This window comes from Bradyrhizobium genosp. P (genome assembly GCF_049949265.1).
In the GTDB taxonomy this organism is placed as follows: domain Bacteria; phylum Pseudomonadota; class Alphaproteobacteria; order Rhizobiales; family Xanthobacteraceae; genus Bradyrhizobium.
The window spans coordinates 7,504,939-7,519,856 of record NZ_CP188195.1 but is presented as its reverse complement, the minus strand read 5'-3'; the positions used below and the strand labels follow the sequence as shown (position 1 = coordinate 7,519,856).

The window sequence follows — 14,918 nt, the reverse complement described above, 5'->3', positions numbered from 1 at the left end:
ATTCTCCGGGCCGGATGCGTCATCGTCGTTTTCCGTTCCTGCTTCAGGCCGCCATGCTCGCTGTTTTCTTCGGCGTTATCTCGCTCCTCTATGCGACCGTAGGCCAGGCGGGCGGGACCGCATTTTTGGCATTAATGGCGTTCGCCGCCTTTCCTCCGTCGGAGATGCCGACGGCGCTTGCGCTCAACATCGTGGCCGCCACGTACTCGACCTGGGTCTTCAACCGCGAAAAAGTCGTCGATTGGCGGAAGCTGCGGCCGCTTCTGCTTTCGTCGCTGCCGACAGCGTTCGCCGGCGGCTTCATCGTTCTCGATGAACACGTCTACAAGACCACGACGGGCGCCGTACTGCTTCTCGCTGGCGCCGCGATGATCTTGCGGCGCGAACCTGCTGCTGATCGGGATCGAGAGACCCCGCTCTGGGGCGGGTTGGGCGTTGGTGCTGTCGTCGGACTGGTCTCGGGCCTTACCGGCGTCGGGGGAGGCGTTTTCCTAGCACCCACGCTCATTGCGTTGCGCTGGGCGGCTCCGAAGCAGACCGCCGCACTATCGGCTCCGTTCATTCTGGCGAACTCCGCTGTCGGGCTAGTCGCTGTTCTCTTGGCCGGGCAGTTTCCGTCGTCTTACTTCGGCCTTTACGCAGTGGCCGCGCTCGGTGGCGCGGTCGTCGGGACGATGATCGGCTTGAGATGGCTGTCCCAGGTCACTACGCGATATATTTTAGGCGTCATTCTGATTGCCGCCGGAACGCAATTACTCTGCTTTTAGGCATAGTGGGTCCCCCTATGGGCGACGGAGGCCGGGATTGAATGATCGGCCCGTTCGACGCCCCAGGACCACGCCGTTCCAAACGGTGCGTTGCCCGTCTTTCGTGTTAGCCCCGAATATTTTCGATACCCATGGCCTCCAGCCGTTTCGCCATTTCCATGGCGTAACAGTGTGTGCACCCCGCGGTGATTATCGAACACCCTGCGACAGGATTCCAGGTGGAGTCAGTCCACTCAATCTGAGTTTCAGCCATCTCGTCCTCCCGACCATTCCGTGCCCCGCCGCTGCATCAGATCGCTCCGCGTATTGGATTGACGACCTTGAGTCCGACGAAGTCCTTTTCGTTATCAGTCACCACAACACATTCGTTCGCGCCAGCGACTGCGGCGATGATCATGTCGAGCCCGCTTCGCGGCTTGCCGGCCGTTTTGCCTTCAGCCATCAGGCGCGCCCAGATCAGCCCAGCCTTGTCGTCGAACGATAATATGCGCCCTGCAAAGAGCGCTTGGGGTCCTTCAGGCCCGGAGAACCACTGGTCGAGTGCGTCGCGCTTCTTGCCGCGCGGCTTCTCCAAAATCCCGCGACGTATTTCTGCAACGGTCAGCGAAGCGATGAACAAATCCTCGTCGCGTTGCGTCGACATCCAGGAGAGGAGAGATTCCGACGGCTGGGGTTTGACCACGTTGCTTATGATATTGGTGTCGAGGAGATAGCGCGTCACAGGTCGACCTTCCGCCCCTTTTCACGCGGTCGGGAAAGATCGAGATCGGCGCCTACAAGCGGCGAACGACGTAATGCAGCAAGAATCCCGCCTGGTTTGGGCGGCTCGCCAGCGATCGACTTGGTCATGGTGGCGCGAAGCTCAGACGCCTCGGGCGTATCCTCCGAAAGGCGTCTTGCGACCGATCGGATAAGATCGCGGTCGGCATCCCGGCCGAGCACCTCGAAGCGTGCCAGGCCGCGCTCGCCGAGGCGGGATCGATAATTCTGGATGGCGCGCTTCTGTGAACTTCCCATAGTGACCTCTGGCATATTTCCAGTAATATAGCCAGAGATTGAAATTTCCACAAGGTGGTTGGAGCGACAATTAGGCCTTCGCGGCAACCAGCGACCTTAGGTATGCGCGCTGCTCTTTACCGCCGACGCCGGGAGATCGCTGAATTTGGCGCGGGTAGCACGGTGGAGGCCTCGATGGAAGATGACGGCGCGGCGCCAGGAGAGCGACCGGATTTGGAACGACTGGATTTTGCCGGACTGACCGAGCGGGACGCGAACGAGGTCAGAAACGCGATTGCGCGCGGGGAAAACTTCCACGGCTACATCCCGGCGGAGAGCCTCGGCTTCATCATCCGCAACTATCGGATGGTCGCCCCAATGGGAGCTCTCGGGGCGGCATGGTTGGACGCCTACGTGCACTCATTTCATTTTTGCGAGCACGGCTTATCGGTGGTCAAATCCGTATTCGATGCGTGCAATCGGGATCGTCTCTGCATGCTCAAGCCGTTGGGCCAGGCGCTAACTTTTGAAAAGGAGGGCCGGCTCACGTTGTTCCGGGGGTGCGCAGGACCGGCGCACAGTATGGGCATGTCGTGCGCCACCGCTCGATAGAGCGATCTGGTACGCAGCACATCACGTTGAGTACTATGATCTCGCGAATCCGGCGGTCTATGTCGCGACCGTGCCTTTGGCGGAGATTTACTGCCGCCTAAACCATTATGATGATGACTTCATCGTGCATCCTCGCAATGCTTGGCGTGTCGACGTGCCGGTCGACGAATTCCGCCTTGATCGACCGCGCTGACGGTACTTTGCAGACGGTGATCGAACACTGCGCCGGCCGCTTCGAAGTGCTACAATCGACCGAATGATGCCGATAGCTGGCGAAACCACAAAAATATTTTTGTGATGATTTTCCCTTTGGAATCAAAAGCGTAACTTTTTCGCGGACCCATCGTCGGAATATGTTTGGCCGCAGAAAAAATTGCGGAGGAATTTCAATATGCTATGTGCGATTTGAACAATCGAGTGGGAATAGGGCACTCGGCGGTTATCGGGTAGATTGGCGTAGGTTCATTCGTGTAGCTCTGGCCTGTTGTACACTCCGCTTAACTCGGTGGAAGCGGATATCCAACAGGCGGTTCGCCGGCGGGTTAGTGCAGCGTACCTGAGCGCGCGAAAAGGCGAGATCCGGACGTCTGCTAAGCCCGGGACCGAGCGCGCGCCGCGTAAGATCTGGCGGAAGCGGTGCTGTCGCGCTATTTGGAAGAATCTACATTGAGCAGGGGTTGGAAGAATGAGGAAAGCCGTGACGGCAAATCAAATCAGAAAAAACTGGAAGAAAGGCGCCAAGAAGCGCGCGATGAAAGGGCTTGCTGAGAAGCGAGCGATTGCGAAGAGAGCCCGCGCTGCGAATGAAGCAGAATCTAAAAAGCCCCGTAGTTAAGGGCTCTGTTGGGTGCCGAGGGGTGGGGAGTCGGCCGCTAGGAGGAGTAGGAGCCACTGATGCCCGGGTAACCTACGGTGCGACATCCACGTTCGTGGTCGCGAGCAATGCGGAACCTCTATCGTTCGATTCGTGGTAATCTGCTTGAAGAATTCCTCCACGCCTTCAGATCTGCTTTGGAATCTGAATTTGCGTTGCGACTGCGGAACGTTGCCCCTGCTGTCCTCGGCGCTGCATTGCCCGTTCCGATGAGCCGCCAGCCGGCAGAGAGCCTCGTGGCGTGACGGACGCCTCACCGAGATCGTCTCGTTCGATTCATAATGGCTGCCGGATCGCGTCGCGCAACCGGAACGCCCGGTTTCTAGGAACGCCACAGCAGTCGCGACGAAATTCCTTCTTGCAGGAGCGATGGACAACGCGAAGCCTCGCTTTTCCGGGGGCATCATGCTGGCGCCGGAGCCGGTGGCCGTCGGCGCGTAGATGGCGGCGCGTGCGTAGGACAGGAGGCCAGCGCGACGGCGAACGTGCGGAAGCCTACTACCTTCTTCGTCCCCCGGGCGATTAAGGGGCTGGAGCCGGTTGGTGCATATGCGCCCCGCCTCCTCAAGCACAGAGAGAGCGACTTCAACGCCGATTTCGCTGTTTCCGACCGCAGCCATCGACGCTTCAAAGCCGAGCACTCGCTCAAGAAGGAAACGATAGTCCTCGATCGGAGGTACGAAACTCTTCACTGGGCTCCTCCACCGGCAAACTCAAGCAGGGCTTTGCGCAACACCTTTCCGGTGGGATTTTTCGGGATGCTTTCGATCGCGATGACGCGCCTGGGGTGCTTGTACCGGGCGAGCACCGGATTGAGGTGGCCCCGAACGTCCTCAAGCGTGAGCGCATGTCCCGCGCGCAGCACGACGAACGCGCACACGAGCTGTCCCCATTTTTCGTCAGGCAATCCGACCACCGAAAGCTCAGCAATCGCGGGGTGACTAGAGAGTGGAAGTTCGACTTCCGAGGGGTAGACGTTCTCGCCGCCGGTGATGATCATGTCGCGCGTGCGATCAACGATTGTTAAATAGCCGCGCTCGTCCAGTACGCCAGCGTCGCCGGTGTGGTAGGCGTCCCCGATCAGCACTTCCTTGGTTGCCGCTGCGTTTCGCCAGTAGCCGCTATACACCGACGGACCGCGGATAACGACTTCACCCACCGTGCTCGCGGCGCACATATCCCCATGCTCGTCGACGATCGTGATCTCGTAGCCGGGCATCGTGCGCCCCGCTGACGCCCAGAGGTGGTCTCCGCCGCGATGATCTTCGTTGGAAAGTATAGTTCCAGCACCGGTCGTTTCAGTGCTGGCATAGACCTGGTGTAGGCGCGCATTGTCGAACACGCGGAGGACGCGCTCCATTACCTTGGGTTGGATGCACGACCCTGCATAAATAAGGTCATTGAGACGCGGCGGCTCACCCTCACGGAAGAAGCCGGGCTCCGATATCATCGCAAGCACAGTAGGAACGAGCGTGACCGATTGGACATTGCCGCTCGTCAGAGCATCGCGCACCGTGTCGGGATCAAACTCGCGCAGCAACCAGACCGTCGCGCCCTGCACCAAAGCGTAGAGGATGAAATTCGTGCCGATCGTATGAAACACCGGCAGCGCGACCAGCACCGTGTCTCCCACCGCGTAGGGGCCGAAGCCAGAGGCCGTCCATGCACGATAGGCCGAGAGGTGCATGCGATGCGTTTGGGGAACGCCTTTGGGAAGCCCGGTGGTGCCGCTCGTATATAGTTGAACAAAAGGCTCATCATCCGACGCGTCATCCAGAACAGCGACTTCTCTTTCCACAGTCGAAAGTGCGGGTAAGGCCGCCACATTATGCCCCCCGGTGACAAACACGTCGCATCCGGCGGTCACTTTTGCTTCTGTGAACAAAGACACGAACTCCTTGCTCGCGACGAGAAGCTCAGCTTCACTATCCGCGATGATGATGTTCATCTCCGCCGGCGAAAGCCGCCAGTTTACGACCACAAGAACAATGTTGGTTGCAGCACAAGCCAGCAGCAGCGCGGCATAGTCGACGGTCGATTTTCCGACATAGGCGATGCGGCTGCCTGAGCTTAGCTCCCGCTTGAGCAGTCCGCTGGCAAGACGGAGCGCTCGGGTGTGGAGCGCGCCATAACTGACGCGCTCCCCCTGTCCGATGATAGCCGGTGCCTCAGGATGGGCTTTTACCCGATCCGCGAAGACTTCGAAGATCGTGTCCTGCGGCATCGGCGTCAATCCACCCAGAAGTCCAGCGCGGCCTCGCGACGCTTGCGGATCGCGCTGTTCGGATCCTTACTTTTGTAATCATGCCAACCATGCTTGCCGTCGGCATCAGGCACCTCCCAGCCGCCCAGGACAGTACCCGTCAACGCGGCACCAAGAGCCTCGAAGCCTTGAGCCGTATAGAGATCGGTCTCCACATTCTTGTTGATCATGAACTTGAGCTGCCGCACGCCCTGCTGGTTCTTCATCAGCAAGAGATCGACCAGCTTCGCAGTCTCTTCATCGAGAGCGTCGTTATCGACGATCCGACTAAAGAGGCCAAGCTCGACGCCGCGACGAGCGGGGTGAAGCGCACCGAGCAGGTTGATTTCCTTCGTCTTGCGGCGCCCGATCAAACGCGCCATTCGCGTGGTGCCACCCCAGCCAGGCGTGATGCCCCAATCGACCTCAGGCATGCCCCAGCGCGCACGTTCCGTGCAGATCACGAAGTCGCACGCCATGGTAATCTCCAGGCCGCCACCCACGCAGTAACCGTCGACCGCACAAATCGTGACTTTGTCGAGTTCCTCCAGCGTATTGGCCATATGCTGATAAAAACGCACGCGGCGCATGACCTGATTGCCATTGCCCCATGCGCCTGATCCCATCTCGGTCAGATCATCGCCGGCGCAGAAGTTTCCGCCCGCGCCCTTGATTACGACGACGTTGAACGCTTCGCTGTCGCGCAGATATTCAACCGCCTTGGTCAGGTCGTTCGAAAGTTGGATCGAGAGCGCGTTTGTGACGTCAGGGCGATTGAGCGTGATGTAGGCGACGCGATCGCGCGCCTCGAACAAAAGCTGCTGGAACTCGGGGAGCTTGGGTTCCGGCGGCGAAATGGTGTGGAACAGTCCCATACTGGTCTCTCCTTCAATATCATCGGTTCAACTGATGCTGCCGCTCTCAACCGACGGTGCGGCAGAGTCAGGTCTTCGGCAGTTTTTGGGAGATTGGGGTCCACACGCATGGGCTGTGCTAACAGCCGTCTCCCGTGGCTCCTTCTCCAGGCCCGGCTTCGCGTCGGGCTTACCATTTCACTAGTCAGTTCAACTACTGGAGTCAATAGCGAAACTTACGGAATTCTCGGCCTTGCTGTGACGTTTCCGCGGTGCCGGCACCGACAGTAAATTACGAGCCGGGCTCGAGGGGACGCCCCCAGGCTGGCCGCGCATGCGATCGACGCGACGACGGCGGACCTCGCTTGCGAACATCGGCCCGAACCTGTTCCACCAGAACCTGTCCGTCGAATGGCTAAGGTCGATCCCTCGCTCGAAGGGCAGATCCCCGACATTCCGCAGCGACAACGGAAACCGGATGTACATCAGCACGACGAGGCGGATTACCTCGGGCGACGAATTGAAATATCGAAATTGGCTCTCGGATCTGGCTTTATAGCGGCTTATGGCCGCCCGCTAGCAGCGCCTCTAAGCCCGATGCAAATTGCTCTGACAATACTCGTTTGGCAGCCTGCCTTATTCTGAGACGGTCCGGCAAAGAGGGTGTTCCGCTACAGTCATTGCCGGTTCGTAGGGGCGGCGCCTTCAACGCGCGGCTCAAGCTCAGCTACAACAAGCTGACCACCAATGTGCCGGCGGAAAACCAGCAGATGGTGCAATGCCCGACGGTGGTGTCGCACGTCGGCGCGGGTACGCTCGATTGCAGCATCAACGATACGGTGGTCCGCTCGAACCTCGGGCCCAATTTCGCCAACGTCGATCGGCACGACGGCAACGGCGTGCCCTATCTGATCCAGAAGCAGCTGCTCGCCAGCCTGGAGATGGACTATGACATCTCGGATACGATCCAGCTCGCGTCGAACACCGGCTATTATTATGCCGACACGGCGTACGTCGATACGACCAACGGCGCAATCAATCCCGCGCAACTGCTCGCCAACTACCAGGCGCTCCGCGATCGCGAATTCTCTCAGGAATTCCGCGTCGTCACCGATTTCGCCGGTCCGCTGAAGCTCGTTGCCGGCGCTTATTACCAGCACGTCAATCTCTACGACGTGTTCATCGCGGCGTATAACGCGAACGCGCCTATCACCCTGTTCAACAACGCGGGAGAAGCATCTGATACGTCATGCTTCGCACGTCGCACCGACGCAGAAGTCAGACACTTATTCCGCATTTGCGCAGGCCAATTACACGCTTTTTGATACGCTCGAGCTGTCGGTCGGCGGCCGGTATTCGAGCGAGATAAAGAGCCTGTATCCCGAGAATTTCTACGTGCCGATCACGACGGCCGTGCCGCGGCGCAAGTTCAACGACTTCTCGCCCGAAGCCACGCTGACGTGGCGCCCGAGCGAAGATTTCACGTTATTCGGAGAGCACAAAGCCTTACGCTCTGGCCGCATATTTGATGGCGGTGGTACATGGCATGGCGGTTCAGGCCAAAGCCGGGTTCAGCCGTGAGAAGCTTGAAGCTGTGGCCGAGCAGGCACTCTCGACGTGGCCTGCTGGCAAGACGAAGCGATCGCGGAAATCGGCTTGAGGTCTATCGGGCAATCATGCCGCCGCGACCGGCCGTGTCCGCGAGAGAGCTGCGCGACGTCAGTTCGCAGATGTGGCTGACAGTGCGGCCTGATCGCCGCGCATCGACGGCCGCGGTCTAGGATCGTTGGAGAGAATGGGGAAGAACAAGTAGTGCCGGATATAGCCTTCGACCTGCGCTACCTGAAATACGCTATCCTCGCGGCGGAGACTGGTAGTTTCCGGAGAACCGCAGAGGTCCTTGGCATTTCGCAGTCGACGTTGAGCCGCCGCGTCCAGTTGCTTGTGCCCGGCTGCTCCCACGATGCCCTCACCTGCGTGGATGGCAAAAGTACAAGTCTGACAGCCTCGCCCTAGTCATGGCGCACCTGCGATCATCGATCCGCCATCCACGACTATGCTTTGCCCTGTGACAAACGACCCCGCCCTGGACGCCAAGAAGACTGCGGCTCCCGCGATATCTGACGGTTCGCCTATGCGGCCTAGCGGCGTTGATTCTTGAAGTGCTGCCTCGTACGCAGGGTTTTCCCATAGCGCACGCGCAAAGTCGGTGCGAACTACGCCGGGGGCGATAGCATTGACCCGGATATTATGAGGGCCAAGTTCTCGCGCGAGGTTTCGCACGAGCTGGAAATCGGCGGCCTTGGAGATGTTGTAGGCGCCGATCGTCGTCGATCCGAGATAACCGCCGATGGAAGAGACGATGATGATCGAGCCGTTTCCCCGTGAGGCCATATCGGGAGCTACCATGCTCGTCAGCCAATGATTGGCAAGCCATTATTCTCAAAAACCTTGCGAAACTGATCGTCAGTGATGCCGGAGAGCGGACCATAATATGGATTTGAGGCGGCGTTGCAGACGAGGATGTCGATTTTGCCAAAGCGCTCGCGGGTTTTCGCAACCAAGGTTTCCAAACCGGCCTTGTCGGAAATGCTTGCGGCAATCGGCAGTGCGCGGTCCTGCCCGTGCGATTCGTTAATCGCATTGGCAACCTCGTCGCACGCATGCTGCTTGCGGCTTGAGATGACGACTTGCGCGCCGGCGTCAACGAGCGCTTCGGCGATTGCCCGGCCGATCCCGCGAGATGAGCCCGTAATGATAGCGACCTTGCCGCTGAGATCGAAGATATCCAATTCGCTTCTCCTATTTAGCTGTGGCGCCGGCTTTGCGTGCCTCTGTCCACGCGATCTGAGCGAGCGGGACGATGCGCTTTTCTAACTGAGGGGCGTCTTCGCTAGAGGCGTTACCTTCAGCGACACGCTTCTTGATGCCCTGCAGAATGCCGACGAGGCGGAAGAGGTTGTAGGCGAAATACCAATGGAGGTCGGGTAAACCGTCGCGGCCCGTGGCTGCACAGTAACGCTCGACAATTTCGTCGAGTGTCGGAATGCCCTCGTCGTGTAATTCGACGCCGCCGAGGCCTGATCTGCCGTCCTGTGGCATCAACCAGTGCATAGCGAAATAGGTGAAGTCCGCCAGGGGATCGCCAATCGTCGCGAGTTCCCAGTCGATCACCGCCTGAACGGCGGGGCGGTCGTTATAGAATATGAGATTGTCTAGTCGGAAGTCGCCATGGATGATTGAACGCTGCGTATGGGCTGGCACCGTTTTTGGCAGCCAATCTATCAGCAGTTCGATTTCGCGGATGTGATCGGTCTGGGCTGCCCTGTATTGGATTGTCCATCGTTCAACCTGTCTGGCGAAATAGTTGCCGGCTTGACCAAAATCCGAGAGCCCGAGCGCTTCATGATCGATGGCGTGGAGCTCAGCCAGCGTGTCGACCATCGCTTCGTAGATCGGACGTCGAAGAGAGGGCGATACATGCGGCAGCGTGCCATTGACGAAGTTTCGGCCGTCGGCCAGCTCCATCAGATAGAAGGGCGCGCCGAGCACGTCTCTGTCTTCGCAGAGGGCTATGGGACGAGGTACAGGAAATCCAGTTGGATGAAGAGCAGCGAGGATGCGATACTCCCGCTCGATTGCGTGCGCTGAGGGAAGCAGCGTACCGAAAGGCTTTCGGCGCAGGACGAATGGTCCCCCACCAGTCTCTAGTTGATATGTCGGATTCGACTGGCCTCCAGCGAACTTCTCGACACTATTGACAGTCGGGGAGCCTGTCAGCGAGGTGTTCATCCAACGCGAGAGTGCGTCCGTGTTGAGATCGGTCATCGCACGAGCTCCCGGTATCGGTTTAATTCGGCGCGAGCGATGGATCGGACATGCACCTCGTCAGGGCCATCGGCGATACGAAGTGTGCGGATGTGAGCCCAGTCGGAGGCTAACAACAGATCGTCCGAGACGCCGGCCCCGCCGTGTGCCTGTACGGCGTCGTCGATGATCTTCAGCGCCATCATCGGCGCCTGAACTTTGACCATCGCGATCTCGCTTTGTGCGGCGTTGTTGCCGGCTCGATCCATCATATCGGCGGCTTTCAGACAAAGGAGGCGGGTCATCTCGATGTCGATCCGCGCTCGCGCGATGCGGTCCTCCCATATTGAATATTCTGAAATCCGCCGGCCGAATGCGGTTCTGGTGAGGAGACGACGGGTCATCGCCTCCAGTGCTTCCTCGGCGGCTCCGATCGTACGCATGCAGTGATGTATCCGCCCTGGACCAAGCCGCCCTTGCGCGATCTCGAAGCCGCGCCCTTCGCCAAGCAGGATGCTTTCCGCCGGCACCCGGACGTCAGTGAGTTGGATTTCCGCGTGCCCGTGGGGGGCATGGTCGTAACCAAAGACGGGGAGAGTGCGTTCGATCGTGACACCGGGGGATGTCATGTCGAGCAGGAGCATCGACTGTTGGCGATGCGTTTCGCGTCGGGATTGGTCTTCCCCATGACGATCGCCAGTTTGCATCGTGGATCGGCTGCGCCCGAGGACCACCATTTACGACCTTTGATGATGTAGTGATCGCCCTCTCGTCGAATGGAGGTGCGGATATTCGTCGCGTCGGACGACGCCACGTCCGGCTCGGTCATCAAGAACGCCGAACGGATGCGGCCATCCATCAAAGGTGTCAGCCAGGCGTCTTTCTGCGGCGTCGTGCCGTAGCGATGGAGCACCTCCATGTTCCCGGTGTCGGGGGCCGAGCGATTGAAGACTTCTGATGCCCAGGCGACGCGGCCCATCTCTTCGGCGCAAAGCGCATATTCGACGTTGCTCAGGCGCTCGCCAATGAACGTAAAGGCGGCATCTCGCTCCGGGCCGGCAGGGGCTGGCGGCATGAAGAGCTTCCAGAGACTTGCGAGCTTTGCCTTAGCTTTCAGATCTTCGATGACGTCCAGGGGCCGCCAGCGATCACCACTTAGCTGCTCCTGTAGATAGGCAGTGCGTTGCGGTCGCACCTCTTCATCCATGAAGTGCCGAATGCGGCCACTGAAATCTCGGTCACGCGGGGAAAGCGTGAAATCCATGCATCCCCTCCCAACCAATCTGACAGGCTACTTTTCGAGTCAGTTCAATTATTGGTCCTATTGGCCGGGATGTCCAGAAAAATCACGGATCGGGCGGAATTGAACGATGGCGGGGCACGACACGGAAGCACAGAGAATGGAATGATGGGGCGGCACGAGTTCATCGATCGATGCGCGGATGCGCGTCCCGATGGAACGACGCGGGAAGAGGCGCGCGCTTCTTACGGGTGGGCCAGTGTGGTTCGGTGAACTGAATGACGGTGCCGGCTGCCGTCAGCCCGTGGCGCGTTTATCGGCGGTGTCTTCCGGTCTCGCCAGCTCCTCGACCTCAACGTCATGTGCGTCGATGGCGCCGGCACAGCAACTGCAGACGATCGTCGGCTCGAACAGATGACCGCAGGTGTTGTGTTGCAGGAGCAGTGGGCGCCCTTTGTCCTCGGACGTCCAGCGATCTCCCCATGCCATGAGCGCGGTGCTGATCCCATAGAGGTCGTAGCCCATCTTGGTGAGGCGGTATTCGTATCGCGCGGGGCGGTCTTGATATGCGACCCGCTTCAAAACTCTGTTTTCCACGAACAGGCGCAAACGACTGGTGAGCGTGGTCGTTGGCAGGTTAGTGCGCGCCTGAAATTCGTCGAAGCGCCGGGCTCCCGACAGAGCCTCGCGGAGGGTAAGCGCTGCCCACCGATTGCCAATGACGCTCAAGGTGCGTGCTACGGAGCACGCACGCCCCCTGCAGTAAACATCTTTGTCGCTCGGCCGTCGGAGACGTTCTGTCGGCTGGGACTCAATTTCAGCCATTCCGGGGCCTGCCTGCGGAGTCACATCACGCGGGGAGATTTCCTCACCACAATGCGAGCAAATGACTTTCCCTATCAACTCGGATCCGCAGGGTTTGTGGATCAGCCGCCTGGGCGGGCCGTCGGTCTGAAGCCAACGGTCGCCCCAGTTCATCATAAGAACGATAGCCGGGTAGAGATCGTGGCTCATCGGCGTGAGCCGGTATTCGAAGCGCTCAGGGCGCTCCTGATAGCGCACCTTTTTGAGCAACCCGTTGCGCACCAGTCGATCGAGCCTGTCCGCCAAGACGGCACGGGGTGCTTGAGTATGCCGAAGGATCTGGTCGAACCGCCTTACGGAGAAGAACGCCTCGCGCAGAACGAGGAAGGCCCACCCGTCCCCCAGTATGTCGATGGCGCGCATTGCCGAGCAAGGTCGTTCGCGCCCGGAGAGTCCGGTGCGCAGTGGAGCAGCGCCCCGAATCTTAGCTCCTGATTGCATCGATAGCCTTGCCTTCCTGCCGCGTTGATAGTCGCTTTCGCAAGGAGATGCACCGCCGTTCAATACCAGAAGCGCGATATGCGGCATGTCGGTTCGTATATTGTCGCTAATATATGAACTTACTAATCCTGCTACAAGCTCGCAGAGTCGAGCAGAAGGAGGGCAAGGCTGGATCTGATGGAGATGGCGCTTCAGCCGTCAACATCGCCGGGACCATCTAGGCATGTTCCCGTCTCGGTCTCCCATTTCGTCGGAGCGCATCTGCCCGCCAAAATTGAGGGAGGATGGAATGAAAGTGATGTTTGCGACGGCGGCGCTCGCGTTGGCCTCGACAGAATGCGCAGCGCAGGTTGTGAGCGGCGCGACCCCCGAACAGGATGCGTCTCAAGGTACAGAGGACATCATCGTTACCGCGCAGCGTCGCGATCAACGATTGCAGGACGTGCCGGTCGCCGTAAGCGCGATGGACGTTGCTAGCCTAAGCGCTGCGAATATCGATACGCTGGAGGACCTGACAGCCGGTATTCCCGGCTTCGTGTCGACCACAGCAACAGGTCATGGCCAGGCTCCGCTTTCTATTCGCGGCGTTGGGGGCGCGAACGTTTTCGCAGACGAGCCGGTGGCCGCACGCGCCCACGGCCGACTGTGCCCGCTACGACAGCCTGAGGAGGACAAAAGACGCTCAAGGCCGCATGCAGGCGTAAACTAACTTGCCTCCGGAAATTGACGGTATCGGGAAAAGCACAGCAGTCGGAAATCGAGCGAAGGCCGCACACCACACAGGCGCATATATCGTGGACTGCCCGATCGACTTCGATAGTCGCTGGAACGACAGCTTGTTTGGGGTGCCCAAATTTTCCTGTGAATTCAAGACCGGAAAGTTAGGGCGGACGTACCGTCGGAATTTGTCCGTCAGTCTTGGGACATTGTGCTGGCAGGTCAACGCGATAGTGTGCTCCTAAATGATTGAGTGGGAGTGAGGGGGAGATAATTACTTCCCGTGTTTAGCTCGACGACTAACCCCACGCATCTCAGTCTGATTCACAAGCCCATCGCTCAATCCCTATCACTACCATCTGAACCGAGACATGACGAAAGGGAAGCACAATATGTCTGTGAGAGAGCTGCAGCGCAGCCCAGCGTAGAAATCGGCGGGTTTGTTGTCTGTGCTCTTGGTAGTCCCAAGCTCTTCAGGGCACGGCGTCAAGCGAGCTGAGGAGGTAGTGGATGAGGCCGATAGGGTTCTTCGAGGCGGTCGACCTCTTCGCTTGAAAGCTCGACGGAAACGGCGGTGACAGCGTCGTCAAGATGATTGAGCTTGGTCGCGCCGACAACCGGCGCGGCGATTGCTGGATTGCGAAGCATCCATGCCAGCGCGATCTGCGAAGCCGGCAATTCGCGCTGTTGGGCGACCTCGATCAAACGGTCCACAATCGGCTTGTCGATCGCTGCCGTGCTTTCGAATAAGCTTTTCCCAAAGGCGTCAGTTTTTGCACGGTCGGTTGTCGGCTCGTCGGACCAAGGGCGCGTCAGGCGCCCGCGCGCAAGCGGCGACCAAGGATTGGCTCCCACCCCTTCGGACAAACAGAGCTGCAGCATCTCGCGCTCTTCTTCGCGATTGAGAAGGTTGTAGAGGTTCTGAATCGATATGAAGGTCGGCCACCCATTCGCGCGTTGAAGTCCGATCGCCTTCATCAACTGCCAAGCATGGAAATTTGCTGCGCCGAGATAGCGGACCTTGCCGGCGCGGACCACGTCATTGAGCGCGGCGAGCGTCTCCTCGAGCGGTGTTTGCGTGTCGAACACATGGATCTGGTAGAGATCGATGTAGTCCGTGCAGAGCCGCTGCAAGCTCTTGTCGACTTCGGACAGGATCGCCTTCCGTGAAAGGCCTCGGCCGTTGGGTCCTGGCCGAACTGGCGCAGCCACTTTCGTAGCGAGGACGACCTCGTCGCGGAGGCCAAAATCGCGGATGGCGCGCCCCAGCACCGCTTCGCTCTCGCCGTCCTGATAGTTATTGGCCGTGTCGAAGAAATTGATGCCCAGATCGAGGGCGCGCTTGATGAAGCTCCGGCCATCCTGCTCGCTCAAGGCCCACGCATGAGAATACCCGGTTGTTGCTTGTCCGTAGCTCATGCAGCCCAGGCACAGGCGGGACACCTTTAGGCCCGACGCCCCAAGTCTTACGTAATCCATGACAATCCTCCGTGCGTTTCGATTT

The 14,918-nt window shown here is 59.2% G+C and carries 12 protein-coding genes and 5 pseudogenes; 7 read left to right on the top strand and 10 right to left on the bottom strand.

Annotated elements, in window-relative coordinates:
• The first annotated feature begins 14 nt into the window (after nt 1-14).
• Complete coding sequence (locus ACP2YO_RS36080) at nt 15-767, top strand: sulfite exporter TauE/SafE family protein (RefSeq protein ID WP_426435840.1); 753 nt, start codon at nt 15-17, stop codon at nt 765-767.
• Between the two features lie 92 nt (nt 768-859).
• Here ACP2YO_RS36080 and ACP2YO_RS36075 read toward each other — a convergent pair.
• The 3 genes and pseudogenes from ACP2YO_RS36075 to ACP2YO_RS36065 all read right to left on the bottom strand — a co-directional run.
• Nucleotides 860-1,020 (bottom strand): annotated as a pseudogene (locus ACP2YO_RS36075) (DUF5131 family protein); the annotation flags it as partial.
• Between the two features lie 36 nt (nt 1,021-1,056).
• The gene (locus tag ACP2YO_RS36070) at nt 1,057-1,488 is read right to left on the bottom strand and encodes a PIN domain-containing protein (protein WP_426435839.1); all 432 of its coding nucleotides are present in this window, start codon (nt 1,486-1,488) and stop codon (nt 1,057-1,059) included.
• Nucleotides 1,485-1,784: a hypothetical protein gene (locus ACP2YO_RS36065; protein ID WP_426443396.1), complete on the bottom strand. Its 300-nt coding sequence runs from the start codon at nt 1,782-1,784 to the stop codon at nt 1,485-1,487. The genes ACP2YO_RS36070 and ACP2YO_RS36065 overlap by 4 nt, the downstream gene beginning before the upstream one ends.
• A gap of 174 nt (nt 1,785-1,958) precedes the next feature.
• Here ACP2YO_RS36065 and ACP2YO_RS36060 point away from each other — a divergent pair, with 174 nt between their 5' ends.
• Nucleotides 1,959-2,375, top strand: a complete 417-nt coding sequence (locus ACP2YO_RS36060) for a hypothetical protein (RefSeq protein ID WP_426435838.1) — start codon at nt 1,959-1,961, stop codon at nt 2,373-2,375.
• Nucleotides 2,376-3,937: 1,562 nt separating this feature from the next.
• Here ACP2YO_RS36060 and ACP2YO_RS36055 read toward each other — a convergent pair.
• Together ACP2YO_RS36055 and ACP2YO_RS36050 are read right to left on the bottom strand one after the other, a co-directional pair.
• Nucleotides 3,938-5,473, bottom strand: coding sequence for a class I adenylate-forming enzyme family protein (locus tag ACP2YO_RS36055; protein WP_426435837.1), 1,536 nt, complete (start codon nt 5,471-5,473; stop codon nt 3,938-3,940).
• Between the two features lie 5 nt (nt 5,474-5,478).
• On the bottom strand, nt 5,479-6,366 hold the full coding sequence (locus tag ACP2YO_RS36050) for an enoyl-CoA hydratase/isomerase family protein (protein ID WP_426435836.1): 888 nt from the start codon (nt 6,364-6,366) through the stop codon (nt 5,479-5,481).
• A gap of 659 nt (nt 6,367-7,025) precedes the next feature.
• Between ACP2YO_RS36050 and ACP2YO_RS36045 the strand changes: the two genes are divergently transcribed.
• From ACP2YO_RS36045 to ACP2YO_RS36030, 4 genes and pseudogenes are all read left to right on the top strand, one after another.
• A complete protein-coding gene (locus ACP2YO_RS36045) occupies nt 7,026-7,670 on the top strand; it encodes a hypothetical protein (RefSeq protein ID WP_426443535.1) in 645 nt (214 codons plus the stop codon).
• A pseudogene (locus tag ACP2YO_RS36040) lies at nt 7,585-7,779 on the top strand (hypothetical protein); the annotation flags it as partial. The gene ACP2YO_RS36045 and the pseudogene ACP2YO_RS36040, both read left to right, overlap by 86 nt.
• A gap of 70 nt (nt 7,780-7,849) precedes the next feature.
• Nucleotides 7,850-8,005, top strand: a pseudogene (locus ACP2YO_RS36035) (TetR/AcrR family transcriptional regulator); the annotation flags it as partial.
• A 152-nt stretch (nt 8,006-8,157) separates the two neighbouring features.
• Nucleotides 8,158-8,361, top strand: a complete 204-nt coding sequence (locus ACP2YO_RS36030) for a LysR family transcriptional regulator (RefSeq protein ID WP_426435835.1) — start codon at nt 8,158-8,160, stop codon at nt 8,359-8,361.
• Here the strand turns inward: ACP2YO_RS36030 and ACP2YO_RS36025 are convergent.
• The 4 genes and pseudogenes from ACP2YO_RS36025 to ACP2YO_RS36010 form a co-directional block, all read right to left on the bottom strand.
• Nucleotides 8,362-9,137 (bottom strand): annotated as a pseudogene (locus tag ACP2YO_RS36025) (SDR family NAD(P)-dependent oxidoreductase).
• A gap of 10 nt (nt 9,138-9,147) precedes the next feature.
• Nucleotides 9,148-10,173: a phosphotransferase family protein gene (locus tag ACP2YO_RS36020; protein WP_426435834.1), complete on the bottom strand. Its 1,026-nt coding sequence runs from the start codon at nt 10,171-10,173 to the stop codon at nt 9,148-9,150.
• Nucleotides 10,170-11,416 (bottom strand): annotated as a pseudogene (locus ACP2YO_RS36015) (acyl-CoA dehydrogenase family protein). The gene ACP2YO_RS36020 and the pseudogene ACP2YO_RS36015 overlap by 4 nt, the downstream one beginning before the upstream one ends.
• 273 nt (nt 11,417-11,689) lie before the next feature.
• Nucleotides 11,690-12,784 (bottom strand): winged helix-turn-helix transcriptional regulator, encoded by a 1,095-nt coding sequence (locus ACP2YO_RS36010; protein WP_426435833.1) that lies wholly within the window; start codon nt 12,782-12,784, stop codon nt 11,690-11,692.
• A gap of 202 nt (nt 12,785-12,986) precedes the next feature.
• Here ACP2YO_RS36010 and ACP2YO_RS36005 point away from each other — a divergent pair, with 202 nt between their 5' ends.
• The gene (locus tag ACP2YO_RS36005; RefSeq protein WP_426435832.1) at nt 12,987-13,406 is read left to right on the top strand and encodes a TonB-dependent receptor plug domain-containing protein; all 420 of its coding nucleotides are present in this window, start codon (nt 12,987-12,989) and stop codon (nt 13,404-13,406) included.
• Between the two features lie 494 nt (nt 13,407-13,900).
• Here ACP2YO_RS36005 and ACP2YO_RS36000 read toward each other — a convergent pair whose 3' ends face one another.
• The gene (locus ACP2YO_RS36000; protein WP_426435831.1) at nt 13,901-14,893 is read right to left on the bottom strand and encodes an aldo/keto reductase; all 993 of its coding nucleotides are present in this window, start codon (nt 14,891-14,893) and stop codon (nt 13,901-13,903) included.
• Nucleotides 14,894-14,918 lie beyond the last annotated feature (25 nt).

Excerpts from the sequence above, each read along its gene's own strand:
- ACP2YO_RS36060 (WP_426435838.1), top strand. The coding sequence starts at position 1,959 with ATGGAAGATGACGGCGCGGCGCCAGGAGAGCGACCGGATTTGGAACGA.
- ACP2YO_RS36065 (WP_426443396.1), bottom strand. The coding sequence starts at position 1,784 with ATGGGAAGTTCACAGAAGCGCGCCATCCAGAATTATCGATCCCGCCTC.
- ACP2YO_RS36000 (WP_426435831.1), bottom strand. The coding sequence starts at position 14,893 with ATGGATTACGTAAGACTTGGGGCGTCGGGCCTAAAGGTGTCCCGCCTG.
- ACP2YO_RS36080 (WP_426435840.1), top strand. The coding sequence starts at position 15 with ATGCGTCATCGTCGTTTTCCGTTCCTGCTTCAGGCCGCCATGCTCGCT.
- ACP2YO_RS36020 (WP_426435834.1), bottom strand. The coding sequence starts at position 10,173 with ATGACCGATCTCAACACGGACGCACTCTCGCGTTGGATGAACACCTCG.
- ACP2YO_RS36050 (WP_426435836.1), bottom strand. The coding sequence starts at position 6,366 with ATGGGACTGTTCCACACCATTTCGCCGCCGGAACCCAAGCTCCCCGAG.
- ACP2YO_RS36010 (WP_426435833.1), bottom strand. The coding sequence starts at position 12,784 with ATGCCGCATATCGCGCTTCTGGTATTGAACGGCGGTGCATCTCCTTGC.
- ACP2YO_RS36055 (WP_426435837.1), bottom strand. The coding sequence starts at position 5,473 with ATGCCGCAGGACACGATCTTCGAAGTCTTCGCGGATCGGGTAAAAGCC.
- ACP2YO_RS36005 (WP_426435832.1), top strand. The coding sequence starts at position 12,987 with ATGAAAGTGATGTTTGCGACGGCGGCGCTCGCGTTGGCCTCGACAGAA.